This is a genomic window from Pseudomonas sp. m6p (assembly GCF_055760375.1).
The window spans coordinates 5225356-5245837 of record NZ_CM147084.1 but is presented as its reverse complement, the minus strand read 5'-3'; the positions used below and the strand labels follow the sequence as shown (position 1 = coordinate 5245837).

The following is a 20482-nucleotide window of genomic DNA, read 5'->3' as shown; positions in this document are numbered from 1 at the left end:
AAACTATTTAAATGCGCACTTGCTGGCATCGCCGTCAGCGGTTGCACAATCTTCACCTTTCCAATTGCTTCCGGTGGCTTTTACCGGAACGCCGAGCCGCAGGCCCGAAGACGCACCCATATCGTTCTTGCCTTCATATCGGCAGATGACAACCGAATCGGCTGTGTCTTTGTCTTTAAGGCGTGCTGAGGTAAAGGTGAGATCTTCAGCGTCTTGAGAGTGAGTGATCGACACCGTCGGGCAAGTGGCTGCGTAAGCGGTGCTCATCATGGCCAGGCTGATTACGATGCCCGTGGCAATTGTCAGCTTCATCATTTGTACTCCGTTACATAAATGGGAGCCGCAATGATCGCGTGCATGATTAGTAACGCCTACTGTCAGATCTGACAGGTTCATGGATCGTTTTGAAATATCGATCAGCCTGACGCGCAACCAATGGGCCTAAAAGATCGCAGCCTTCGGCAGCTCCTACAGGGAGCGATGCAGGAGCTGCCGAAGGCTGCGATCTTTTGATTTTTGCAATCAGAGGGCTGCCAAAGCGCCTTGGTAAAGCACCGGACCGGTCGGCTGTCCGGTCGGCGAACCACCTTTCGGCTCCAGACTCACCGCCAGCGCAATCGGCTGGCCGATCAAGGCTTTCTGCGCCGCGCTCAGTTCAACCTTGCCTTTGCCGCCTGCAGGAATCACCCCCAGCGAAATCGGCTTGCCATCGGCGGGTATCGCCCACAGTTCCAGGCTGCGATCTGGCCCGACTGCCGCCAATGTCAGCGGTTCGACCTGCAGATAGTCCGCATGCGCCTCGACCTTCAGCGCCGGTTGCGCGTCGGCACTCAGCAGGGTTGCGCGATAGCGGGCGTCGTCGCGGTTGTACAGGGAACCGAGGAACACCAGCACCACGATCGAACACAGCGCGGCAGTGACCCGCAGCCAGTTCCAGAACGGACGTTTTTCCGGGACGTGCAGTACTTGCGGTTCGATGCGCGCAGTGATGCCTTGCCACACCCGATCCGGCACCGGTTGCTCTGGAACCGCGTCGGTCAGGCTGGCAAGGCTTTCCTGCCAGTGAGCGAGTTCTGTGCGCAGTGCTGCATCGTCCAGCAGCAATTGTTCAAAGCGCCGACGCGCCGCCGACGACATCAGGCCGATGGCGTAATCGGCAGCGAGGGCGCGGCGCAGGGCAGGGGTCTGGTAGTTCATGATTCAAGGCACCTGCGCAGACGTTCCATGCCACGGCGAATCCACGATTTCACCGAACCCAGCGGCGCGGCCAGGTGTTCGGCGAGTTCCGAGCAGGACAGGCCCTGAAAGTAGGCGACGCTGATCGACTGGCGTTGCATGCCGTCGAGGGTGTCGAGGCAACGGTGCAACGCGCTGGCTTCGCGGCTGCTGTTCAACAGGTCGTGGGCCGAAGGGCCTTCGTCCGGCAGGGTGGCCTGTTCGAAGTCGGTCAGCGGCCGGTCACGCTGTTTGCGTAACTGGTCGATGGCTTGGTGGCGAGTGATGTTGATCATCCAGGTCAGCGGCGCCGACAAATGGGCTTCGTAGCGCGAGGCGTTGTTCCAGATGCGCACGAAGCTTTCCTGCAGCACGTCCTCGGCCAGATCTGCCCGGCCCATGAAACGCAAGGCGACACCGTGCAAGCGCGGGCCGACGCTGCGATAGAGGGTTTCGAATGCACGCCGATCGCCCAGTGAGCACTGGGCCAACAACTGGCGCAACTGATCGGGGTCGGCGGTGGAAATGACGGTTCTCCAGGCAATGGGCGGACGACGAGGGCGCTGCTCGGGCTGTTCACAGGCTAGTTCAGCGACAGCGCTTGTGCCATTCATCTCGGGTTATCCACGGTTTCACGTTTTATATACGTGGCTATCCTGAAAATGGATGCGTCGGCGAGGAACATGCCAGCGCAAACCCGGTCAAATCGGGAGTTTTGCCGCCCCTAGACGGGCGGTTACCACAGTGCAAGAGGATGTCTGAATGAAGATTTCACGCGGTATGGCCTTGGCTTCACTGATGACCCTTGCAGCGAGCCCGGTGTTTGCCGGTTTCAGCTTGAACGATGTCGCCGGTGCAGTCTCGGGTATGCAAGGGGGGGACAAGGCTGCCGCCGCTGCACCGACTTCGGAAACCGCTGGATTGCTGAGTGCCTTGAGTGCGCTGAACGTCACGCCCCAGCAAGCTGTAGGGGGAACCAGTGCGATGTTGGGTCTGGCCAAGAACCAATTGAGCAGCACCGATTATTCGCAGTTGGCCAAAGAAGTGCCGGGCATCGACAAACTGTCGGGCGGTAGCGGCAATCTGGCGGCATTGAGCGGGTTGCTGGGCTCGTCGGGCAAGTCAGCCGGGTTGGAAAATGCGCTGGGCAACGTCAAGACCACCAGCGACCTGAACAACGCTTTCAGTGCGCTGGGCATGGACAGCGGCATGGTGGGCCAGTTTGCCCCGGTGATCCTGCAATACCTGGGTCAACAGGGTGTTGGCGGTTCGCTGTTGAGCAGTCTGGGCAACATCTGGGGCGCCGGCAGCGGCAGCTGATTCAGCCGCGTTCACCGCGCAGTTCGCTGATGCGCTGATCCTTCTCGGTCCAGAGCTGGTTGACCCAGTTCTGGACCTGCTGGCGAAACTGCGGATCGTTCTCGTAATCGCCCTGCGACAGCGCCGGGTCGAGTTCGCGGGTCTGGATGTCGACGATCACCCGCGGCACGCTGCCGCTGATCAGATCCCAGAACCCGGGAATGTTCTCCTGTGGATAAACCACGGTCACGTCGAGCAATGCATCCAGCTGCTCCCCCATCGCCGCCAGCACAAACGCCACGCCACCGGCCTTGGGTTTGAGCAGGTGTCTGAACGGTGACTGCTGCTGCGCACTTTTCGCCGCGGTGTAGCGAGTACCTTCCAGATAATTCACGACCGTTACCGGCTGGCGCTTGAACAGCTCGCAGGCCTGTTTGGTGATTTCCAGATCCTTGCCCGCCAGCTCCGGATGCTTCGCCAGAAACGCCTTGCTGTAGCGCTTCATGAACGGGTAATCCAGCGCCCACCACGCCAGACCAAGGAACGGCACCCAGATCAGCTCTTTCTTGAGGAAGAACTTGAAGAACGGCGTGCGCCGATTGAGGGTCTGGATCAGCGCCGGAATGTCGACCCACGACTGGTGGTTGCTGACCACCAGATACGAGGTGTCACCGCGCAGATCTGCGCCGCCGCGAATGTCCCACTGAGTGGGGATGCACAGACGAAAGATCAGTTTGTCGATTTCCGCCCATGTCTCGGCAATCCACATCACCGCCCACGAGGCGTAATCGCGCCAGCGCCCTGGCGCAATCAGTTTGAGCAGGGCAAAGACCATCAACGGCCCGATCAGGATCAGGGTGTTGAGCAATAGCAGCAGGGTGACGAAACAGCCGGTGAGCAGGCGGCGCATAAGCAACTCTATGAAGGCGGATGGGCGCGCCATGATAAGTGGCTTCGGGCGACAGGCCAAATCGGCAGTGACGAATGTTTCACCTTTTAACCCTTAAGATCAAAAGATCGCAGCCTTCGGCAGCTCCTACCCGATCGCTGTAGGAGCTGCCGAAGGCTGCGATCTTTTGATCCTGATTGAGCCGAACGAATTCAAAGGCCACGGTCTAAAATCCCGTTGCCCAACTCCCCAAGGAAGCCCTCTACGTGAAATCCCTCCTTGCACTGTTTGCCCTCGTCGCCCTGCCGGTCATGGCCGCCGAACCGACCCTGTACGGGCGTTATGAATACATCGCGCTGCCGGAAATCGGTGGTGAGGTGCTCAAGGCCAAGATGGACACCGGCGCGCTGACCGCCTCGCTGTCGGCCAAGGACATTGAGACCTTCACCCGCGACGGTGAAAACTGGGTGCGCTTCCGCCTCGGCACCAAGGACGCCAGCAACAAAGTGTACGAGCACAAGATCGCGCGGATCAGCAAGATCAAGAGCCGCTCGGATGAAGAGGACGAGGGTGACAGCACCGAAGTCGCCAAACGCCCGGTGGTCGATCTGGAACTGTGCCTGGGCAACGTCAAGCGTACCGTTGAGGTCAACCTGACCGACCGCAGCAACTTCAACTACCCGCTGCTGATCGGTGCCAAGGCCTTGCGCGAGTTTGGCGCCGCAGTGAACCCGGCGCGGCGTTTCACCGCCGACAAGCCAGACTGCTGAGTGGTCTCATTGACGTAACGTCAGGCTTGGGGCACCGTTCGCGCACTTAACCCATGGGCTCGGACGCCATGCCTCATATCCTGATTGTCGAAGACGAAGCGGCGATTGCCGATACGCTGATTTTTGCCCTGCAGGGCGAGGGGTTCACGACCACGTGGCTGAGCCTTGGCGCCGCGGCGCTGGAACATCAACGGCAGACCCCGGCCGACTTGATCATTCTCGATATCGGCCTGCCGGACATCAGCGGTTTCGAAACCTGCAAGCAGCTGCGGCGCTTCAGTGAAGTGCCGGTGCTGTTCCTCAGTGCCCGGGACGCCGAGATCGACCGGGTGGTGGGGCTGGAGATCGGCGCCGACGATTACGTGGTCAAGCCGTTCAGCCCGCGTGAGGTGGCGGCGCGGGTACGGGCGATTCTCAAGCGCATGGCGCCGCGTCCTGCGGTTGAAGCGTCCTCGACGCTGTTTCGCATCGATGCCGAGCGTGTGCAGATCGTCTATCGGGGACAGCCGTTGAGCCTGACCCGCCATGAATTTCGCCTGTTGCAATGCCTGCTCGAACAACCGCAGCGGGTGTTCAGCCGCGAGCAACTGCTCGACGCGCTAGGCGTTGCCGCCGACGCCGGCTACGAGCGCAGCATCGACAGCCACATCAAAAGCGTGCGCGCCAAATTGCGTCTGGTGCGGGCCGACGCCGAGCCGATCCAGACTCATCGTGGCCTCGGTTACAGCTACAGCCCGGGGCACAGTTGATGTCGCTGGGGCTGCGGATTTTTCTGGTGTATGTGCTGTTTGTCGGCCTGACCGGTTACTTCGTGCTCAACACGGTGATGGAAGAAATCCGCCCCGGTGTGCGTCAGTCCACCGAAGAAACCCTGGTTGACACCGCCAACCTGATGGCGGAAATCCTGCGTGATGATTTCAAGGCCGGCACGCTCAGCGAGAACCGCTGGCCCGAGTTGTTGCGTGCCTACGGCGAACGCCAGCCGCAGGCGACCATCTGGGGGTTGCCGAAAAATCAGGTCAACCATCGCATCTACGTCACCGACGCCAAAGGCATCGTGGTCCTGGATTCCAGTGGCGTGGCGGTCGGGCAGGATTACTCGCGCTGGAACGACGTCTACCTGACCCTGCGCGGCGCATACGGTGCGCGCTCAACCCGCAGCGATCCGAACGACCCGGCGTCGTCGGTGATGCACGTCGGCGCGCCGATCCGCGACAACGGCAAAATCATCGGCGTGGTCACCGTGGCCAAGCCCAATAGCTCTTTGCAGCCTTACGTCGATCGCACCGAGCGGCGTTTGCTGTTTTACGGGGCCGGGCTGATCGGCCTTGGCCTGCTGTTCGGTGCCTTGCTGTCGTGGTGGCTGAGCCGCGCGTTGCACCGTTTGACCGGTTACGCCAAAGCGGTCAGTGAGGGGCGCCGGGTGGAGGTGCCGCATTACCGTGGCGGCGAACTGGAGCAACTGGCCACGGCGGTGGAGCAGATGCGCACCCAACTGGAAGGCAAGGCTTACGTCGAACGCTACGTGCACACGCTGACCCATGAATTGAAGAGTCCGCTGGCGGCCATTCGCGGTGCCGCGGAGTTACTGCAGGATGAAATGCCAGCGATTCAGCGCCTGCGCTTTGTCGGCAACATCGACAGTGAAAGCGCGCGGATGCAGCAGTTGATCGAGCGCCTGTTGAATCTGGCTCAGGTGGAACAGCGCCAGGGTCTCGAGGAGCGCGTGGCGGTGCCGCTGGCAGCGCTGGTCGATGAACTATTGCGCGCGCAGGCAGCGCGGGTCGAAGGCCGGCGGCTCACGGTCGAGCAGACCATTGCGCCGGATCTGACGCTGATCGGCGAGCCGTTTCTGCTGCGTCAGGCGCTGGGCAATCTGCTGGACAATGCAGTGGATTTCACCCCGATCGCCGGGTTGCTGCGTTTCAGTGCCGAACGTGTCGGGGAGCAGGTCGAGTTGCGCGTGTTCAACGAAGCCGCCCCGATTCCCGATTACGCCTTGCCGCGCTTGAGTGAGCGGTTTTATTCGTTGCCGCGTCCGGACAGTGGGCGCAAGAGCACCGGGTTGGGGCTGAACTTTGTTGAAGAGGTGGTGAAGTTGCATGGTGGGTCGATGCAGATTCGCAATGTCGAGAGCGGTGTGGAAGTGATTTTGCGCCTGCCTTGAAAGCGTAAAAAAGATCGCAGCCTTCGGCAGCTCCTACATGGGATTGCGTTCCCCTGTAGGAGCTGCCGAAGGCTGCGATCTTTTGATCTTTCCACACAAACTCCACAATCGCCCCATATTCCTCCCACACAGCCCAACCAGACTCTGCCCCATCCAAACAGGGAGAGTCCCATGAACAAGAATCTGACCATAAAGCTCGGGGCCATTGCCCTGTTGATCCTGCTGTTGCTGATCCCGCTGCTGATGATTGACGGCATCATCGACGACCGCCAGCAACTGCGCGACGGCGTGCTCGAAGACATCGCCCGCAGTTCCAGCTACAGCCAGCAACTGAGCGGGCCGGTGATGGTGGTGCCGTATCGCAAGGTGGTACGCACCTGGAAGACCAACGAGAAAACCAATCAGCGCTATGAAGAGCTCGGCGAGGAACGCGGTCGTTTGTACTTTCTGCCGGAGCGCTTCGAGCTCGACGGCCAGGTGCAGACCGAGATGCGCGCCCGGGGCATTTACCAAGCGCGATTGTTCCATGCTGACAATCGCATCAACGGGCATTTCTCCTTGCCGGCGCAGTTAGGCATCAAAGAAGACTTTGCCGATTACCAGTTCGACGCGCCGTTTCTGGCGGTGGGCATCAGTGATATTCGCGGCATTGAAAACGCGCTGAAACTGGAACTCGACGGCCAGCGTCTGGACTTTGTGCCTGGCACCCAGGTGGGCTGGCTCGGCGAAGGCGTGCGGGTCATGTTGCCGACACTGGACACCCGTAACGCCACGGAGCTGACCTTCGGTTTCGACCTGCGTCTGCAAGGCACCGGTTCGTTGCAAGTGCTGCCGGTGGGCAAAACCAGCCGCGTCAGCCTGGCGGCGAACTGGCCGCACCCCAGCTTCATCGGCAACTTCCTGCCGGGCAAACGCGAGATCAGTGATCAGGGTTTCAGCGCCGATTGGCAGACCTCGTTTTTCTCCACCAACCTGCAAGAAGCGATGAATCGCTGTGTGATGGGCAATGATTGCGAGGCGTTCAACGGGCGCAGTTTTGGCGTGAGTTTCATCGACCCGGTGGATCAGTACCTGAAGAGTGACCGTGCGATCAAATATGCGTTGTTGTTTATTGTCCTGACCTTCGCCGGTTTCTTCCTGTTCGAGGTGCTCAAGAGTCTGGCGGTGCACCCGGTGCAATACGCGTTGGTCGGGGTGGCGCTGGCGTTCTTCTACCTGTTGTTGCTGTCGCTGTCGGAGCACATCGGCTTTGCTTTGGCCTACCTGTTGTCGGCCAGTGGTTGTGTGTTGTTGATCGGATTTTATGTCTGTCACGTGCTGCACAGCGTGCGCCACGGCCTGAGTTTTTCCGCGGGATTGGCGGCGTTGTATGGCCTGCTGTATGGCCTGCTGAGCGCCGAGGACTATGCGCTGCTGATGGGGTCGCTGTTGCTGTTCGGCCTGCTCGGGGTGTTCATGGTGCTGACGCGCAAACTCGATTGGTACGGGATCGGGCAGAAACCGGCCAGGCCGCTGGCGTTTGATGTGGAGGCGATGCAATGAGCGGGTTGGGATTGCGTGAAGATCAGCGAGAGGTGGAGGTTTTGGTGACGCTGATTGTTGCAGCACTGCCGCCGCAACCCAGGTGGTGCCATCGCTGGCAAGCCAGCTCCCACAGGATTTGTGCTGAAACAGAGGGTTCTGTCATACCCAAAGCCATTGTGGGAGCTGGCTTGCCAGCGATGAGGCCAGAACAGGCTCCGCCGATTTAAGGCTTGGGCAGGGTGGCGACCATGGACGGTCGCTGACTCACATTAAAGAACCAGTTGGCCAGTTGTGGATTGGCGCTGCGCCAGTCCAGATCCGGATGACGCAGATCAAGGTAACCCAGCGCACAAGCGACGCTGATGGCGGCCACGTCGAAATGGCTGGTCAGCTCGGCGATGGCGTCACTTTCCAGATAGGCCAGGGCGCGGCGGATCTTCTCGCGCTGGGCCTCGAGCCATTCGTCCCAGTGTTTTTCCGGGGCGCGCAATACCAGTTCGTAACGCACCATCACCGAGGCGTCCATGATCCCGTCGGCCAGCGAGGCCAGGGTCAGACGCCGCCAGCGGGCCGAACCTTCGCGAGGGATCAGTGGATTGCCGACGTGTTGCTGGTCGAGGTATTCGAGGATCACGCGGCTGTCATGGATCACGCTGCCGTCGGCCAGACGCAGGGCCGGGATCTTGCCCAGCGGGTTGTCGGCGTTGAGCGCAGCGTCCGGGCTGACCGGGCTGAGCACGCAGTCTTGCAGAGCGACGCGATCCTGCTGGCCGGTCTCATGCAGCAGCACCATCACTTTGCGCACGAACGGGGAGAGCGTGTTGTGGAACAGGGTCATGCTGGGGGCGGACATTGGCAAACCTCGGTGGTCATCGAAGAACAGCAGGTTAGCCGTAGGAGCTGCGGAACGCTGCGATCTTTTGATCTTGATATTAAAAAAAGGATCAAGAGCAAAAGATCACAGCATTCGCAGCTCCTTCAGGTGTTCAGTTTCGCGGCAACAAACCTCTAATGGCCAGATACGCCGGAACGCCCAGCCCGATCCAGCTCAACGCATCCCAGATTCCATCGCCCAACAACGCCGCAAACAACCCCGCCGCACTCAGCAGCGCAATCACCAGCGGCGTGCTGAAGACCTTCCAGAAATTACTCTGACGCGGCTTCATGCGGCAGCCTCCACCGTCACCGGTTTCGCCGCTTTACGCCGCACCATCCACAGATACACGCCACTGCCAAGGACGATGATGGTCAGCACGTCGAGGGTCGCCCAGAGGATTTTCATCGGCATGCCGCCGTAGTCACCGAAGTGCAATGGCTGCGACAGGCCCATGGCGTCCATGTACCACGGGCGCTCGGCCACGGCGGTGACCTGCAGGGTGCCGGCGTCGATCAGCACCGGCGTCAGCAGGTGCGAGGTCAGGTGCGTGCCGCCCTTCATGAACACCGCGTAATGATGCTCGCTGGAAAACCGCGTGCCGGGGAAGGCGATGAAGTCCGGGTTCATCCCCGGCGCCACGTCCCGGGCGATGTCGAGCAGGCGGGTGGCCGGGGCCAGTCGGGTCAGCGGCGGGGCATCGCGGTAGGGCGCGACCATGGCGGTCAGCGAGTCATTGCGCCACGCGGCGATGATCAGATCGGCACAGGCGCTGATCACTCCGGTGACACCGACCACCAGCGCCCAGGTCAGCGTAACCACGCCGATCAGGTTGTGCAGGTCGAGCCAGCGCAGCCGGGAGGACTTGTCCTGGCGCACGGTGCCGAACTGCAAGCGGCGCATGAACGGCAGGTACAACACAGTCCCCGAAATGATCGCGACCACGAACAGCAAACCCATGAACGCCAGCAGCAACTTGCCCGGCAGGCCGGCGAACATGTCCACATGCAGGCGCAGGATGAACAGCATCAGCCCGCCATTGGCTGACGGGGTTTCCAGCGCTTCACCGGTGCGCGCATCGAGCATGAACGTGTGCGACGAGTTCGGTTCGGTACCGGCGGTTTTCGCCATGATGGTCAGCACGGCGTTGGGCTCGTCGTCCTCGAAACCGAAGTACTGCACCACTTCGCCGGGACGATGCTTTTCTGCGGCCTCGACCAGTTGCGCCAGGTTCAGGCGCGGGGTGTCGGCGGGCATTTCGCGCACTTGCGGGGCATCGCCGAGCAGGTGCTCGATCTCGTGATGGAAAATCAGCGGCAGACCGGTCAGTGCCAACAGCAGCAAAAACACGGTGCAGATCAGGCTGGTCCAGGTGTGGATGAACGACCAGCGGCGAATTGTTTTACTTTTCATTTCATGACCTTCAAAAACACCGAAGCCGTCCACGGGGGACGGCCTGGTGACAGGACCTGTTTCAGCTCAAGCGATTACCACTTGTAGGTGGCGCTGGCGACGACGCTGCGCTGGTCGCCGTAGTAGCAATAGAAGCCGTCGCAGGTGGAGATGTAGTCCTTGTCGAACAGGTTGGTGGCATTGACCGCGACCGATGCACCTTTGAGGCTGTTGTCCAGGCGGCCGAGGTCGTAGTGCACGGAGGCATCGAACACGGTGTAAGCATCGGCCTTGCCCAGCCAAGTGTTGCCCTGATCGCCGTAGGTGTTGCCGGTGTAACGCACGCCACCGCCGATACCGAAGCCGTCGAGTACGCCGTTGTGCCAGGTGTAATCGGTCCACAGCGAGGCCTGCTGGTTCGGCATCAGCTGCAGGCGGTTGCCTTTGTAGTCGCCTTTCTGCACTTCGGACTTGGCCAGGGTGTAGGCGGCAATCACTTTCAGGTTATCGGTGACGTCCGAGGTCGCCTCCAATTCCAGGCCTTTGACTTTCACTTCGCCGGTCTGGCTGGTGATCGGGGTGTTGCCGACGGTGGTGGTGACTGCGACGTTTTTCTGCGTCAGGTCATACACGGCGGCGGTCAGCAGGGTCTTGCTGCCCGGTGGCTGGTACTTGACGCCCATTTCCCACTGCTTGCCTTCGGTCGGCTTCAGCGAACCGGTGGAGGAGGCGTCGGCGCCGGTGGTGGGCTGGAAGGATTCGGCGTAGGAAATGTACGGGACGAAGCCTGAGTCGAACACGTAGCTGAGCGCTGCGTTACCACTGAAGTTCTTGTCGCGCTGGGTGTTGGTCGCGTCGGCCTTGTTGAAGAATTTGGTGCCGGTGTGGACCCAGTCTTCACGACCGCCCAGTGTCAGGCGCCATTGGTCGAGGGCCATCTGGTCCTGCACGTAGAGGCCGGTCTGGTAGGTCTTCTGGTCGTAGTCGTAATACGCGGTCGAGCGATCCGGACGAACGATCGGCTGGCCGTAGATCGGCTTCAGCACGTTGGTTTTCAGACCGTCACCGTAGATCGACAGGTAGTTGGTGTTGCTGCGCTGGTGATCCAGCCCCAACAGCACGGTGTGGCGAATGTCACCGGTGGCGAAGTCGGCCTGGAAGTTGTTGTCCACCGCGAACTGGCTGATGTCTTCGTCAACGCTGGTGCTGGTGCGCCCGACGTTGCCTTGATCGTCCACCTGGGTGTACGGGTAAGAACCGACGGTCAAGGCCTGGAACGACAGATCCGACTTGGTGTAACGCAGGTTCTGCTTGAACTGCCAGACATCGTTCAGCCGGTGTTCAAACGCATAACCGAGCGCGTAGTAGGTGCGGTCGTAGTATTCCCAATCCGGGTCGCCGAGATTTTTGTGGTGCGAGACGCTACCGAACGGCATGTCGATCTTGGTGCCCTGCACCGGCAGGAACTGGCTGGTAATGCCGGTATCGTCGCGGGTGAACTGGCTCAGCAGGGTGAACCTGGTGTCGTCGTCGATGTTCCAGGTCAGGCTCGGCGCGATGTTGTAGCGCTTGTTTTCGATGTGATCGATCTGCGTGTCGCTGTCGCGCACCACACCGCTGATGCCGTAGAGAAACTGGCCGGCGTCGTCGATCTTGCCGGTGCTGGCGAAGTTGATCTGGCGATGGTTGTCGCTGCCGTACTGCAACTGGATTTCGCTGCTGGCGTCGCTGCTCGGGCGCCTGCTGACCATGTCCAGCAGGCCGCCCGGCGGGGTCTGGCCGTAGACGGAAGAGGCCGGGCCGCGCAGCAGGGCAAGGCGATCGAGGTTCCAGGTTTCCTGTTTCGGGTTGGCGTACACGCCTTTTGGCAGTGGCAGGCCATCGAGGAACTGGGTCGGCTCGAAGCCACGCACGCGCAGCCAGTCGGCGCGGGTGTCGCTGCCGTAGCTGCTGGCGGTAATGCCCGGCATATAACGCACGGCGTCATCGAGGCTGTGCACGCTGCGGTCGTCCATTTGCTGACGGGTGGCGACCGAGATCGAGCGCGGTGCTTCGACCAGCGCGGTGTCGGTCTTGGTGCCGGCGGCGGTGCGGGTGGCGGTGTAGCCTTCGACCGGGCCCCAGGCCGTTTCCAGGTTTTCCACGCCGATCACGGCGGTTTCCGGCAGCGCCAGTGTCCCTTCAGGCACGGCAACCAGGCTGTAGGTGCCCGTGCTGCTTTGTTCCAGTTGCAGACCGGTGCCTTGCAGCGCTGCGCGCAGAGCGCCGGCGGCGTCGTATTGCCCGTTGACCGGCGCCGAGGTCTTGCCCGCCGCCAGCGACGGATTGAGCGACAGCGCGAGGCCACCCTGGCTGGCGATCTGGTTCAGCGTCGTCGACAGCGGCGCCGCCGGCAGGTTGTAGGCACGCACGCTGGACGCCTGTTCAGCGGCGAGCAACGGGTTGCTGATCAGCGGCGCGCTGAGGGCAATGGCAACGGCCAGCAGACTGGGGCGCAACAAGGTGTCTAGCGAACGGGACATGCGAAGGCTCCTGAATGGAAATATTTCTCAATTGCCTGTGTGCCGGACGAGAATTGAAAAGTGATAGGGCTGGATGAAAATAATGTCGATTAACTGAAAAGTGACTGAGAACCTGTGGCGAGGGAGCTTGCTCCCGCTGGAGCGCGAAGCGGTCCCTGCTGTCTTTCAGATAAATCGCATTGACTGCTTTGACGACTGCTGCGCAGCCGAGCGGGAGCAAGCTCCCTCGCCACAGAGTTCGGTCGCTCTTAAGGTTTGGTATCAGCCTTGGCCACCGTGACCCAATACGGGGTGTGCTGCTCGATCTGTACCGGCAGGCTCGGCAGCAGGGCGCTTAGGGCCTTGTCGGTGTCGTGCAGCGGGAAACTGCCGGTGATGCGCAGGTCAGCGACTTCCGGCGCCACGCCCAGATGCCCTCGGCGATAACGACCCAGTTCATGCACCAGGTCTTCCAGTCGCGCGTTGTCCACCACCAGCATGCCGCGGGTCCAGGCATCGGCGCCGGGCGTGAGCGCGGCGACCGCGTCGAGGCCGTCATTGCGGATCAACACCTGCTGGCCTTCGCGCAGGATCTGTTCTTCAGGATGGCTTTGCGGATGCGCCGCCACCGCCGATTGCAGGACGCTCAGACGCGTGCCCTGGTCTTCACGCTTGACCAGAAACCGTGTCCCCAATGCGCGCATGCTGCCTTCGCGGGTTTCGACGATGAACGGCCGCGCATCACCGTGACCGGTCTCGACCATGATCTCGCCTTCCTGCAATACGATCAGCCGCTGCCTGGCATCGAAGCGCACATCTACCGCGCTGTGGGTGTTGAGATTGAGCACGGTGCCATCGGCCAGCCGCACCGTGCGCTGTTCGCCGGTGGCGGTGCGTTGATCGGCGAGCCAGTAATCCAGCGGCAAGTAGCGATCACCGGCAAACAACGCCAGACCGACGAGTGCCAGCACGCTGGCCAATCCGCTGCCGAGCTTGCGCACACGCCGCCGAATGCCTTCGCGCGATTGCAGCAAGGCCGCGCGGGCCGGGCCGTTGGCGACGCTGAAGCGCTGATCGAGCATGCCCAGTTGGCGCCAGGCGCGGGCGTGTTCTTCATGGGCCGCGTGCCACTTGGCGAACTCTTCGCGCTCCAGCGGACTGCCGGAATCCAGCGACAACTGCCAGGCAATCGCCGCGTCCAGCACCTGAGCCGAGACCGGTTTGGAACTGGCCGGGTTCATGTCGGCTCACCGTACAGGGCGATGTAGCACTGGCGAATGCCTTGCGCGAGGTACTGCCGCACGCGGGGCACCGAGACGCCAAGCTTCTCCGCGATCTCGGCATGGCCGAGGCCGTCGAGGCGGTTATAAAGAAACGCGGCGCGGGCCTTGGTCGAGAGTTTGCCGAGCAGTCGGTCGATGGCCTTGAGGTCCTCGAGGATCAACTGCTGTTCCTCCACCGAAGGTTGTTCGCCTTCGGGGATCAGCATCAACTCTGCGAGGTAGGCTTGCTCCAGCGCGGCGCGGCGGAAGTAGTCGAACAACAGGCCCTTGGCGATCGCCACCAGAAACGCCCGGGGTTCGCGCGGAGTCAGCAGTTGATCGCGACCGAGCAGGCGCACGAAGGTGTCCTGGCTCAGGTCTTCGGCCCGTTGCGGGCACGCCACATTGCGCCGCAGCCAGCTCAGTAGCCAACCGCGATGGTCGCGATACAACGCACCGACGATTTCACTGTGAGGGCTTGGGACTGACGACACCAGACGCACCGATTGGGAAATGTTAACCAACGAGAATTGTTCGCGATTCTCGCAGAGGTGGGAATGGTTAGCAATTGGCCACTGGTCAGATGGAACGTTTGGATAGCCCCTGTGGAGCTGCCGCAGGGGGATATGGTTCGGCCGGAAATCTAGAAGGAGGGCGCCTGCTGACGGCGTTTCCATTGACTCAAGCGCTGCTGCAAATTCAACGGACTATGAATCTGCTGCTGCCGCGCCCGGCTGAACAGGATCAACGCCAGCTCCGCCGTGGCCAGCGCATCGGCGCTCGCGTTGTGCCGCTCGAACACCTCAAGCCTGAACCAGTCGATCCATTCATCCAGCCCGGCCTCGCGAATATTCGCCTGCGGGCACAACAGCGGCGCCATGTCCGCGACATCCAGAAACACGTTCTGCAGCTTGTAGCCCAGGTGTTCCTTCAGTGCGCGTCCGAGCATGTGCTGATCGAAGGGCGCATGAAACGCCAGCACCGGACTGTCGCCGATAAACTCCATGAGTTCCAGCAGCGCTTCGGCCGGGTCGCTGCCGGCGGCAATCGCGTTCGGCCCCAGGCCATGAATCAACACACTGGGGCTGAGCTTCAGCTCCCGGCATTGCAGGGTGCGTTCGAACTGCTGGCTGAAGTCGATTGCGCCGTCCTCGATGACCACTGCACCGATCGACAGCACGCGATCCTTGTTCAGGTTCAGCCCGGTGGTTTCCAGATCGAGCACCACCCAGCGCTGCTCGCGCAGGCTGCATTCTTTCAGTTCGCCAATGGTCGACAGTTTTGCCAGGCGCTGTTGCAGGTCTGCCGACAGCAGTGGGCTGGCCGGCCGCAGCCACGAAAACAGGCTCATAACTGATACCGCAAGGCCAGGCTGCTTTGCAGGCGCTGCGCCTGGCGCAGCGACTCACGCAGGATGCGCCGGTCCAGATGGTTGAGGCTGTCCGGGTCGACGCGGTTGGACCACGGCAGATTCTCACGGGTCTGGATCTGATGCTGCTGCATGCGCGTCTGTTGGATGAAGTGGTAGGCCTCTTCATACGCCGCGCCGTCGAGCCGTTCGATGACTTGTTTTTCGACCAGCTGACGCAAGCGTTCGAGGGTGTTGTTGGTTTCGATGCCATGCGCCAGCGCCAACAGGCGTGCACCGTCGACGAAGGGCGTCAGGCCCTGGACCTTGAGGTCGAGGGTGGCTTTCTCGCCGTTTTTGCGCGCCAGCACAAACTCGCGGAAACGCCCCACGGGCGGGCGATTGCGCAGCGCGTTCTCGGCCATCATGCGCTGGAACAAACGGTTGTCGCCGACCTGGTCGAGAATCCCGCGGCGCAGTTGCGCGCAGCCTTTCTCGTCACCCCAGACCACCCGCAGGTCGAAATAGATGCTCGAACCGAGCAGGTTCTCCGGCGTCGCCTCGCGAATGAACGCTGCAAAGCGTCGCGCCCATTCTGCCCGGGACAGGCACAGCTCGGGGTTGCCGGCCATGATGTTGCCCTTGCACAGGCTGAAGCCGCACTGCGCCAGACTCTGGTTGATCTGCTGGGCGATCGGCAGCAGCTTGCCGCGAATCTCCGCCGCCTGCGCCGCGTCCCTCGCTTCGAAGAGAATGCCGTTGTCCTGATCGGTGTGCAGCGTCTGTTCGCGCCGGCCCTCACTGCCGAAACACAACCAACTGAACGGCACGCCGGGGTCACCTTTTTCGGCGAGGGTCAGTTCGATCACCCGGCACACGGTGTGGTCGTTGAGCAGGGTGATGATGTGAGTGATCTGCGTCGAAGACGCACCGTGAGCCAACATGCGTTCGACCAGTTGGCCGATCTCGCCGCGCAGACTCACCAGTTGCTCGATGCGCTGGGCACTGCGGATGGTCCGGGCCAGATGCACCAGATCGACCCGTTGCAGGGAGAACAGATCGCGCTCGGAGACCACGCCACACAAGCGCTGATCCTTGACCAGACAGACGTGGGCGATGTGCCGTTCGGTCATGGCGATCGCCGCGTCGAAGGCGCTGTGATCCGGCGACAGAAAGAACGGCGAGCAGGTCATGTGGCGCTCGATGGCTTCGCTGAAATCACCGCTGCCATTGGCGACCACTTCGCGCAGATCGCGCAGGGTGAAGATCCCCAGCGGCGCCTTGTGTTCATCCACTGCGACGATGCTGCCGACTTGTTGCTCGTGCATCAGCTTCACTGCTTCGCGCAGTGGCGTGTCGGGGCTGCAGGTCACCGGATGGCGCATCGCCAATTCGCCGAGGCGGGTGTTCAGCGAATACTGGGTTCCGAGGGTTTCCACGGCTTTCTGCTGGACTTGCTGGTTGACCTGATCGAGCAGGCTGCTGACCCCGCGCAGAGCGAAATCGCGGAAACTGCCGGACAGGGCAAACAGCTTGATGAACGCCGGTTTGTTCAACTGCAGACAGAAGGTGTCTTCGCCGGCCAGGTGTTCGGTGCGGGTGGCCCGTTCGCCAATCAGTGCGGCCAACGGGAAGCATTCTCCGGTGGTGATCTCGAAGGTGGTTTCGGTGCCGGGCCGGGTGATGTGCTGACGCTCGCCGATCACGCGGCCCTGTTTGACGATGTAGAAATATTCGACCGGCCCGTCGGCAGGTTTGATGATGCTTTCGCCCTGGCCATAGAAGCGCAGCTGACATTGCTCCACCAGAAAAGCCAGGTGAGCGTGTTCCATCTGATTGAAAGGCGGGAAGCGCTGGAGGAATTGCAGGGTGCCCTGAATGTTCTGCAACACCGCGGTCTTCCCTGCCTGGGTGAAGGCGTCCGCTTTACTCATAACCATTACCGCAGTCTTTTTTGAATTGTTGTTGTCGGATCGTTGCAGCCATGGTCGGCCCCTGCGTGCAGGGTGCCCATTGGACGTAAGTCTAGGTTGGGGTTGCCGTTCGGCACATTTGGGAAGAACCCTACAAAAACAGTCGGAAATTCTCGCGTCAGCCTCTTGGAAAAAAATCCGACGAAGTGCACATTGAAGCTGTGCTTAGCGATGTCTGACGACTGTGCCAGGTGACTGAATTGAAAACGTAGAGAGTGCCATGTCCGACCACGATATTTTGAGCGACGCCGAGCGTGAAGCGCTCAGCGCTGTCATGCTCGAACCCGACTTGCCGCCGCAGCGTGTGCTGATCGTCGATGACGACAAGGACGCCCGGGAGCTGTTGTCGGAGATTCTCGCGTTGGACGGTATTCACTGCATGACCGCCGCCAGCGGTGAAACCGCACTGAAGATGCTCGCGGAAAAACCCTCGATTGGTCTGGTGATCACGGATCTGCGCATGGGCAACGTCGATGGTCTGGACTTGATCCGCCAGGTACGCGAATCGGTGCGGGCAGCGATGCCGATCATCATTGTTTCCGGCGATGCCGATGTAAAAGACGCGATTGCCGCGATGCATCTGAGCGTGGTGGATTTTCTGCTCAAGCCGATTGATACGGCCAAGTTGCTGGGCCTGGTCAAACACGAATTGGGCATTGAGCCCTGACTTTTTGCAGATCAAGAGATCGCAGCCTTCGGCAGCTCCTACATGAGATCACTTGTAGGAGCTGCCGAAGGCTGCGATCTTTTGATTTTGCTTTCCAAAGAAAAAGCCCTGATCTCTCGACCAGGGCTTTTTCACATCAGCGCAAATTTACAGGCCGTTGGCCTTCTTGAACTCGCGACGACGACGGTGCAGAACCGGCTCGGTGTAGCCGTTCGGCTGTTTGGTGCCTTCGATCACCAGTTCGACCGCCGCCTGGAAGGCGATATTGCTGTCGAAGTTCGGTGCCAGCGGACGGTACAGCGGGTCGTTGGCGTTCTGCCGGTCAACCACCGGCGCCATGCGCTTGAGGCTTTCCATCACTTGCGCCTCGGTGACGATACCGTGGCGCAGCCAGTTGGCGATGTGCTGGCTGGAGATCCGCAGCGTCGCACGGTCTTCCATCAGGCCCACGTCGTTGATGTCCGGCACTTTCGAGCAACCCACGCCCTGGTCGATCCAGCGCACCACGTAACCGAGAATGCCCTGGGCGTTGTTGTCCAGTTCGTTCTTGATCTGCTCCGGCGTCCAGCTCGGGTTGACCGCCAGCGGAATGGTCAGGATGTCGTCCACCGAAGCGCGGGCACGCTTGGCCAGTTCGGCCTGACGGGCGAACACGTCAACCTTGTGGTAGTGCAGCGCGTGCAGCGCAGCAGCGGTCGGCGACGGTACCCAGGCGGTGTTGGCGCCGGCCAGCGGGTGAGCGATTTTCTGTTCGAGCATCGCTGCCATCAGGTCGGGCATCGCCCACATGCCTTTACCGATTTGCGCACGACCTTGCAGGCCGGTGCTCAGACCGATATCGACGTTCCAGTTCTCGTAGGCGCCGATCCACTTTTCGGCCTTCATGTCGGCCTTGCGCACCATCGGGCCGGCTTCCATGGAGGTGTGGATTTCGTCACCGGTGCGGTCGAGGAAGCCGGTGTTGATGAACACCACGCGCTCGCTGGCAGCCTTGATGCAGGCCTTGAGGTTGACCGTGGTGCGGCGCTCCTCGTCCATGATCCCGACTTTCAGCGTGTTGCGTTTCAGGCCCAGCACGTCTTCGATGCGGCCGAACAGCTCGTTGGTGAACGCCGCTTCTTCCGGGCCGTGCATCTTCGGTTTAACGATGTAGACCGAGCCGGTGCGGGTGTTCTTGCGCGAGGTGTTGCCGTTGAGGTTGTGCATCGCCGCCAGACAGGTCACCAGACCGTCGAGGATGCCTTCCGGCACTTCGTTGCCGTGCTTGTCGAGGATCGCATCGATGGTCATCAGGTGACCGACGTTACGCACGAACAACAGCGAGCGCCCGTGCAGGGTCAGTTCACTGCTATCGACCTTGGTGTAGGTGCGATCAGGGCTCATGGTGCGGGTGAAGGTCTGGCCGCCCTTGGCGACTTCTTCGGACAGGTCGCCCTTCATCAGGCCGAGCCAGTTGCGGTAGATCACCACTTTGTCGTCGGCATCGACGGCAGCCACGGAGTCCTCGCAGTCCATGATGGTGGTCAGTGCCGCTTCCATCAGAATGTCTTTGACGCCGGCGGCGTCGGTCTGGCCGACCGGGGTGCTGGCGTCGATCTGGATTTCGAAATGCAGACCGTGGTTTTTCAGCAGGATCGCGATCGGGGCATTGGCATCGCCCTGGAAACCGATCAGCTGAGCATCGTCGCGCAGGCCGGTGTTGCTGCCGCCCTTGAGGGAGACCAGCAGTTTGCCGTCAGCGATCTTGTAACCGGTGGAGTCGACATGAGAGCCGGCAGCCAGTGGCGCCGCTTCGTCGAGGAACGCACGGGCAAAGGCGATGACTTTGTCGCCACGCACCTTGTTGTAGCCTTTGCCTTTTTCCGCGCCACCGTCTTCGCTGATCGCGTCGGTGCCATACAGGGCGTCGTACAGCGAACCCCAGCGGGCGTTCGAGGCATTGAGGGCGAAGCGGGCGTTCATCACCGGCACCACGAGTTGCGGGCCGGCGGTGCGGGCGATTTCATCATCGACGTCTTGCGTCGTTGCCTGGAAATCAGCCGCTTCTGGCAGCAGATAACCGATTTCTTGCAGGAAGGCTTTATAGGCCACGGCGTCGTGCGCCTGGCCGGCGTGTTCCTGATGCCAGGCATCAAGACGAGCCTGGAAGTCATCGCGTTTGGCGAGTAGGGCTTTGTTCTTCGGCGCCAGGTCATGAATGACCTTGTCGGCACCTTCCCAGAATTTTTCGGCGGTGAGGCCGGTACCGGGAATGGCTTCGTTGTTCACGAAGTCGAACAGGACTTTGGCGACCTGCAGGCCACCGACTTGAACGTGTTCAGTCATTGCTTGCCTCACTCTGCTCAGCTATTTCGCTTTTCAGCTCTTCAATTTAACAATGAAGCCTCTGGCCATTTAAACCACAAACCTTCCGACCAGTACATGCCATTGCTGGCGGCTGGGCTGGGACCAATCAACGGCTTGGGGGCCTTGCTGACGGGGCTTTCAGGATTGCGAACGTGCCTTGGGCAGACATCGATCCAGCGTTATGTAGTGCGCGCTGCGGCATACTACATGATGAGTTGCGCTTGTGAAAATCAGACTAATTACGTCGTTCTGCGA

General features: G+C 61.1%; 19 protein-coding genes. 6 read left to right on the top strand and 13 right to left on the bottom strand.

The features are described 5' to 3' along the window. Window positions 1-3 precede the first annotated feature (3 nt). From ACYZUM_RS24005 to ACYZUM_RS23995, 3 genes are all read right to left on the bottom strand, one after another. A complete protein-coding gene (locus ACYZUM_RS24005) occupies window positions 4-315 on the bottom strand; it encodes a hypothetical protein (RefSeq protein WP_108184023.1) in 312 nt (103 codons plus the stop codon). Window positions 316-522: 207 nt separating this feature from the next. After that, window positions 523-1197, bottom strand: a complete 675-nt coding sequence (locus ACYZUM_RS24000) for an anti-sigma factor (protein ID WP_108184022.1) — start codon at window positions 1195-1197, stop codon at window positions 523-525. Further along, on the bottom strand, window positions 1194-1829 hold the full coding sequence (locus tag ACYZUM_RS23995; RefSeq protein WP_041069918.1) for an RNA polymerase sigma factor: 636 nt from the start codon (window positions 1827-1829) through the stop codon (window positions 1194-1196). The genes ACYZUM_RS24000 and ACYZUM_RS23995 overlap by 4 nt, the downstream gene beginning before the upstream one ends. A 148-nt stretch (window positions 1830-1977) precedes the next feature. Here ACYZUM_RS23995 and ACYZUM_RS23990 point away from each other — a divergent pair, with 148 nt between their 5' ends. Continuing rightward, window positions 1978-2535, top strand: coding sequence for a DUF2780 domain-containing protein (locus ACYZUM_RS23990; RefSeq protein WP_041069921.1), 558 nt, complete (start codon window positions 1978-1980; stop codon window positions 2533-2535). Between the two features lies 1 nt (window position 2536). Here ACYZUM_RS23990 and ACYZUM_RS23985 read toward each other — a convergent pair whose 3' ends face one another. Next, window positions 2537-3424, bottom strand: coding sequence for an acyltransferase (locus ACYZUM_RS23985; protein ID WP_041069925.1), 888 nt, complete (start codon window positions 3422-3424; stop codon window positions 2537-2539). A 245-nt stretch (window positions 3425-3669) separates the two neighbouring features. Here ACYZUM_RS23985 and rloA2 point away from each other — a divergent pair, with 245 nt between their 5' ends. The 4 genes from rloA2 to creD all read left to right on the top strand — a co-directional run bounded on the left by rloA2 (window position 3670) and on the right by creD (window position 7882). After that, the gene (rloA2, locus tag ACYZUM_RS23980; RefSeq protein WP_041069928.1) at window positions 3670-4173 is read left to right on the top strand and encodes a retropepsin-like aspartic peptidase RloA2; all 504 of its coding nucleotides are present in this window, start codon (window positions 3670-3672) and stop codon (window positions 4171-4173) included. Between the two features lie 68 nt (window positions 4174-4241). Continuing rightward, complete coding sequence (gene creB / locus ACYZUM_RS23975; RefSeq protein ID WP_041070160.1) at window positions 4242-4922, top strand: two-component system response regulator CreB; 681 nt, start codon at window positions 4242-4244, stop codon at window positions 4920-4922. Then, window positions 4922-6340, top strand: coding sequence for a two-component system sensor histidine kinase CreC (gene creC / locus ACYZUM_RS23970; protein ID WP_108184021.1), 1419 nt, complete (start codon window positions 4922-4924; stop codon window positions 6338-6340). Before creB ends, creC begins: the two co-directional genes overlap by 1 nt. A 171-nt stretch (window positions 6341-6511) precedes the next feature. Then, complete coding sequence (gene creD, locus ACYZUM_RS23965) at window positions 6512-7882, top strand: cell envelope integrity protein CreD (RefSeq protein WP_142579972.1); 1371 nt, start codon at window positions 6512-6514, stop codon at window positions 7880-7882. A gap of 205 nt (window positions 7883-8087) precedes the next feature. Here the strand turns inward: creD and ACYZUM_RS23960 are convergent, their stop codons facing one another. From ACYZUM_RS23960 to ACYZUM_RS23925, 8 genes are all read right to left on the bottom strand, one after another. After that, the gene (locus ACYZUM_RS23960) at window positions 8088-8717 is read right to left on the bottom strand and encodes a glutathione S-transferase (protein WP_108184018.1); all 630 of its coding nucleotides are present in this window, start codon (window positions 8715-8717) and stop codon (window positions 8088-8090) included. A gap of 133 nt (window positions 8718-8850) precedes the next feature. Then, a complete protein-coding gene (locus ACYZUM_RS23955) occupies window positions 8851-9030 on the bottom strand; it encodes a hypothetical protein (protein ID WP_108184017.1) in 180 nt (59 codons plus the stop codon). Then, the gene (locus ACYZUM_RS23950; protein WP_047297144.1) at window positions 9027-10151 is read right to left on the bottom strand and encodes a PepSY-associated TM helix domain-containing protein; all 1125 of its coding nucleotides are present in this window, start codon (window positions 10149-10151) and stop codon (window positions 9027-9029) included. Before ACYZUM_RS23950 ends, ACYZUM_RS23955 begins: the two co-directional genes overlap by 4 nt. A gap of 74 nt (window positions 10152-10225) precedes the next feature. Next, entirely contained in the window at window positions 10226-12652 is a 2427-nt protein-coding gene (locus tag ACYZUM_RS23945; RefSeq protein ID WP_108184016.1) for a TonB-dependent siderophore receptor, read from the bottom strand. Between the two features lie 248 nt (window positions 12653-12900). Then, window positions 12901-13872 (bottom strand): FecR domain-containing protein, encoded by a 972-nt coding sequence (locus ACYZUM_RS23940; RefSeq protein ID WP_108184015.1) that lies wholly within the window; start codon window positions 13870-13872, stop codon window positions 12901-12903. Continuing rightward, window positions 13869-14387 (bottom strand): RNA polymerase sigma factor, encoded by a 519-nt coding sequence (locus ACYZUM_RS23935; protein WP_108184444.1) that lies wholly within the window; start codon window positions 14385-14387, stop codon window positions 13869-13871. The genes ACYZUM_RS23940 and ACYZUM_RS23935 overlap by 4 nt, the downstream gene beginning before the upstream one ends. Before the next feature lie 149 nt (window positions 14388-14536). Beyond that, window positions 14537-15244, bottom strand: a complete 708-nt coding sequence (locus ACYZUM_RS23930; protein WP_108184014.1) for a 3'-5' exonuclease — start codon at window positions 15242-15244, stop codon at window positions 14537-14539. Beyond that, entirely contained in the window at window positions 15241-17175 is a 1935-nt protein-coding gene (locus tag ACYZUM_RS23925) for a putative nucleotidyltransferase substrate binding domain-containing protein (protein ID WP_317453244.1), read from the bottom strand. Before ACYZUM_RS23925 ends, ACYZUM_RS23930 begins: the two co-directional genes overlap by 4 nt. A 259-nt stretch (window positions 17176-17434) precedes the next feature. Here ACYZUM_RS23925 and ACYZUM_RS23920 point away from each other — a divergent pair, with 259 nt between their 5' ends. Next, window positions 17435-17881: a response regulator gene (locus ACYZUM_RS23920; RefSeq protein WP_041069952.1), complete on the top strand. Its 447-nt coding sequence runs from the start codon at window positions 17435-17437 to the stop codon at window positions 17879-17881. Window positions 17882-18028: 147 nt separating this feature from the next. Here the strand turns inward: ACYZUM_RS23920 and ACYZUM_RS23915 are convergent, their stop codons facing one another. Further along, complete coding sequence (locus ACYZUM_RS23915) at window positions 18029-20206, bottom strand: malate synthase G (RefSeq protein ID WP_473061189.1); 2178 nt, start codon at window positions 20204-20206, stop codon at window positions 18029-18031. Between the last annotated feature and the right edge of the window lie 276 nt (window positions 20207-20482).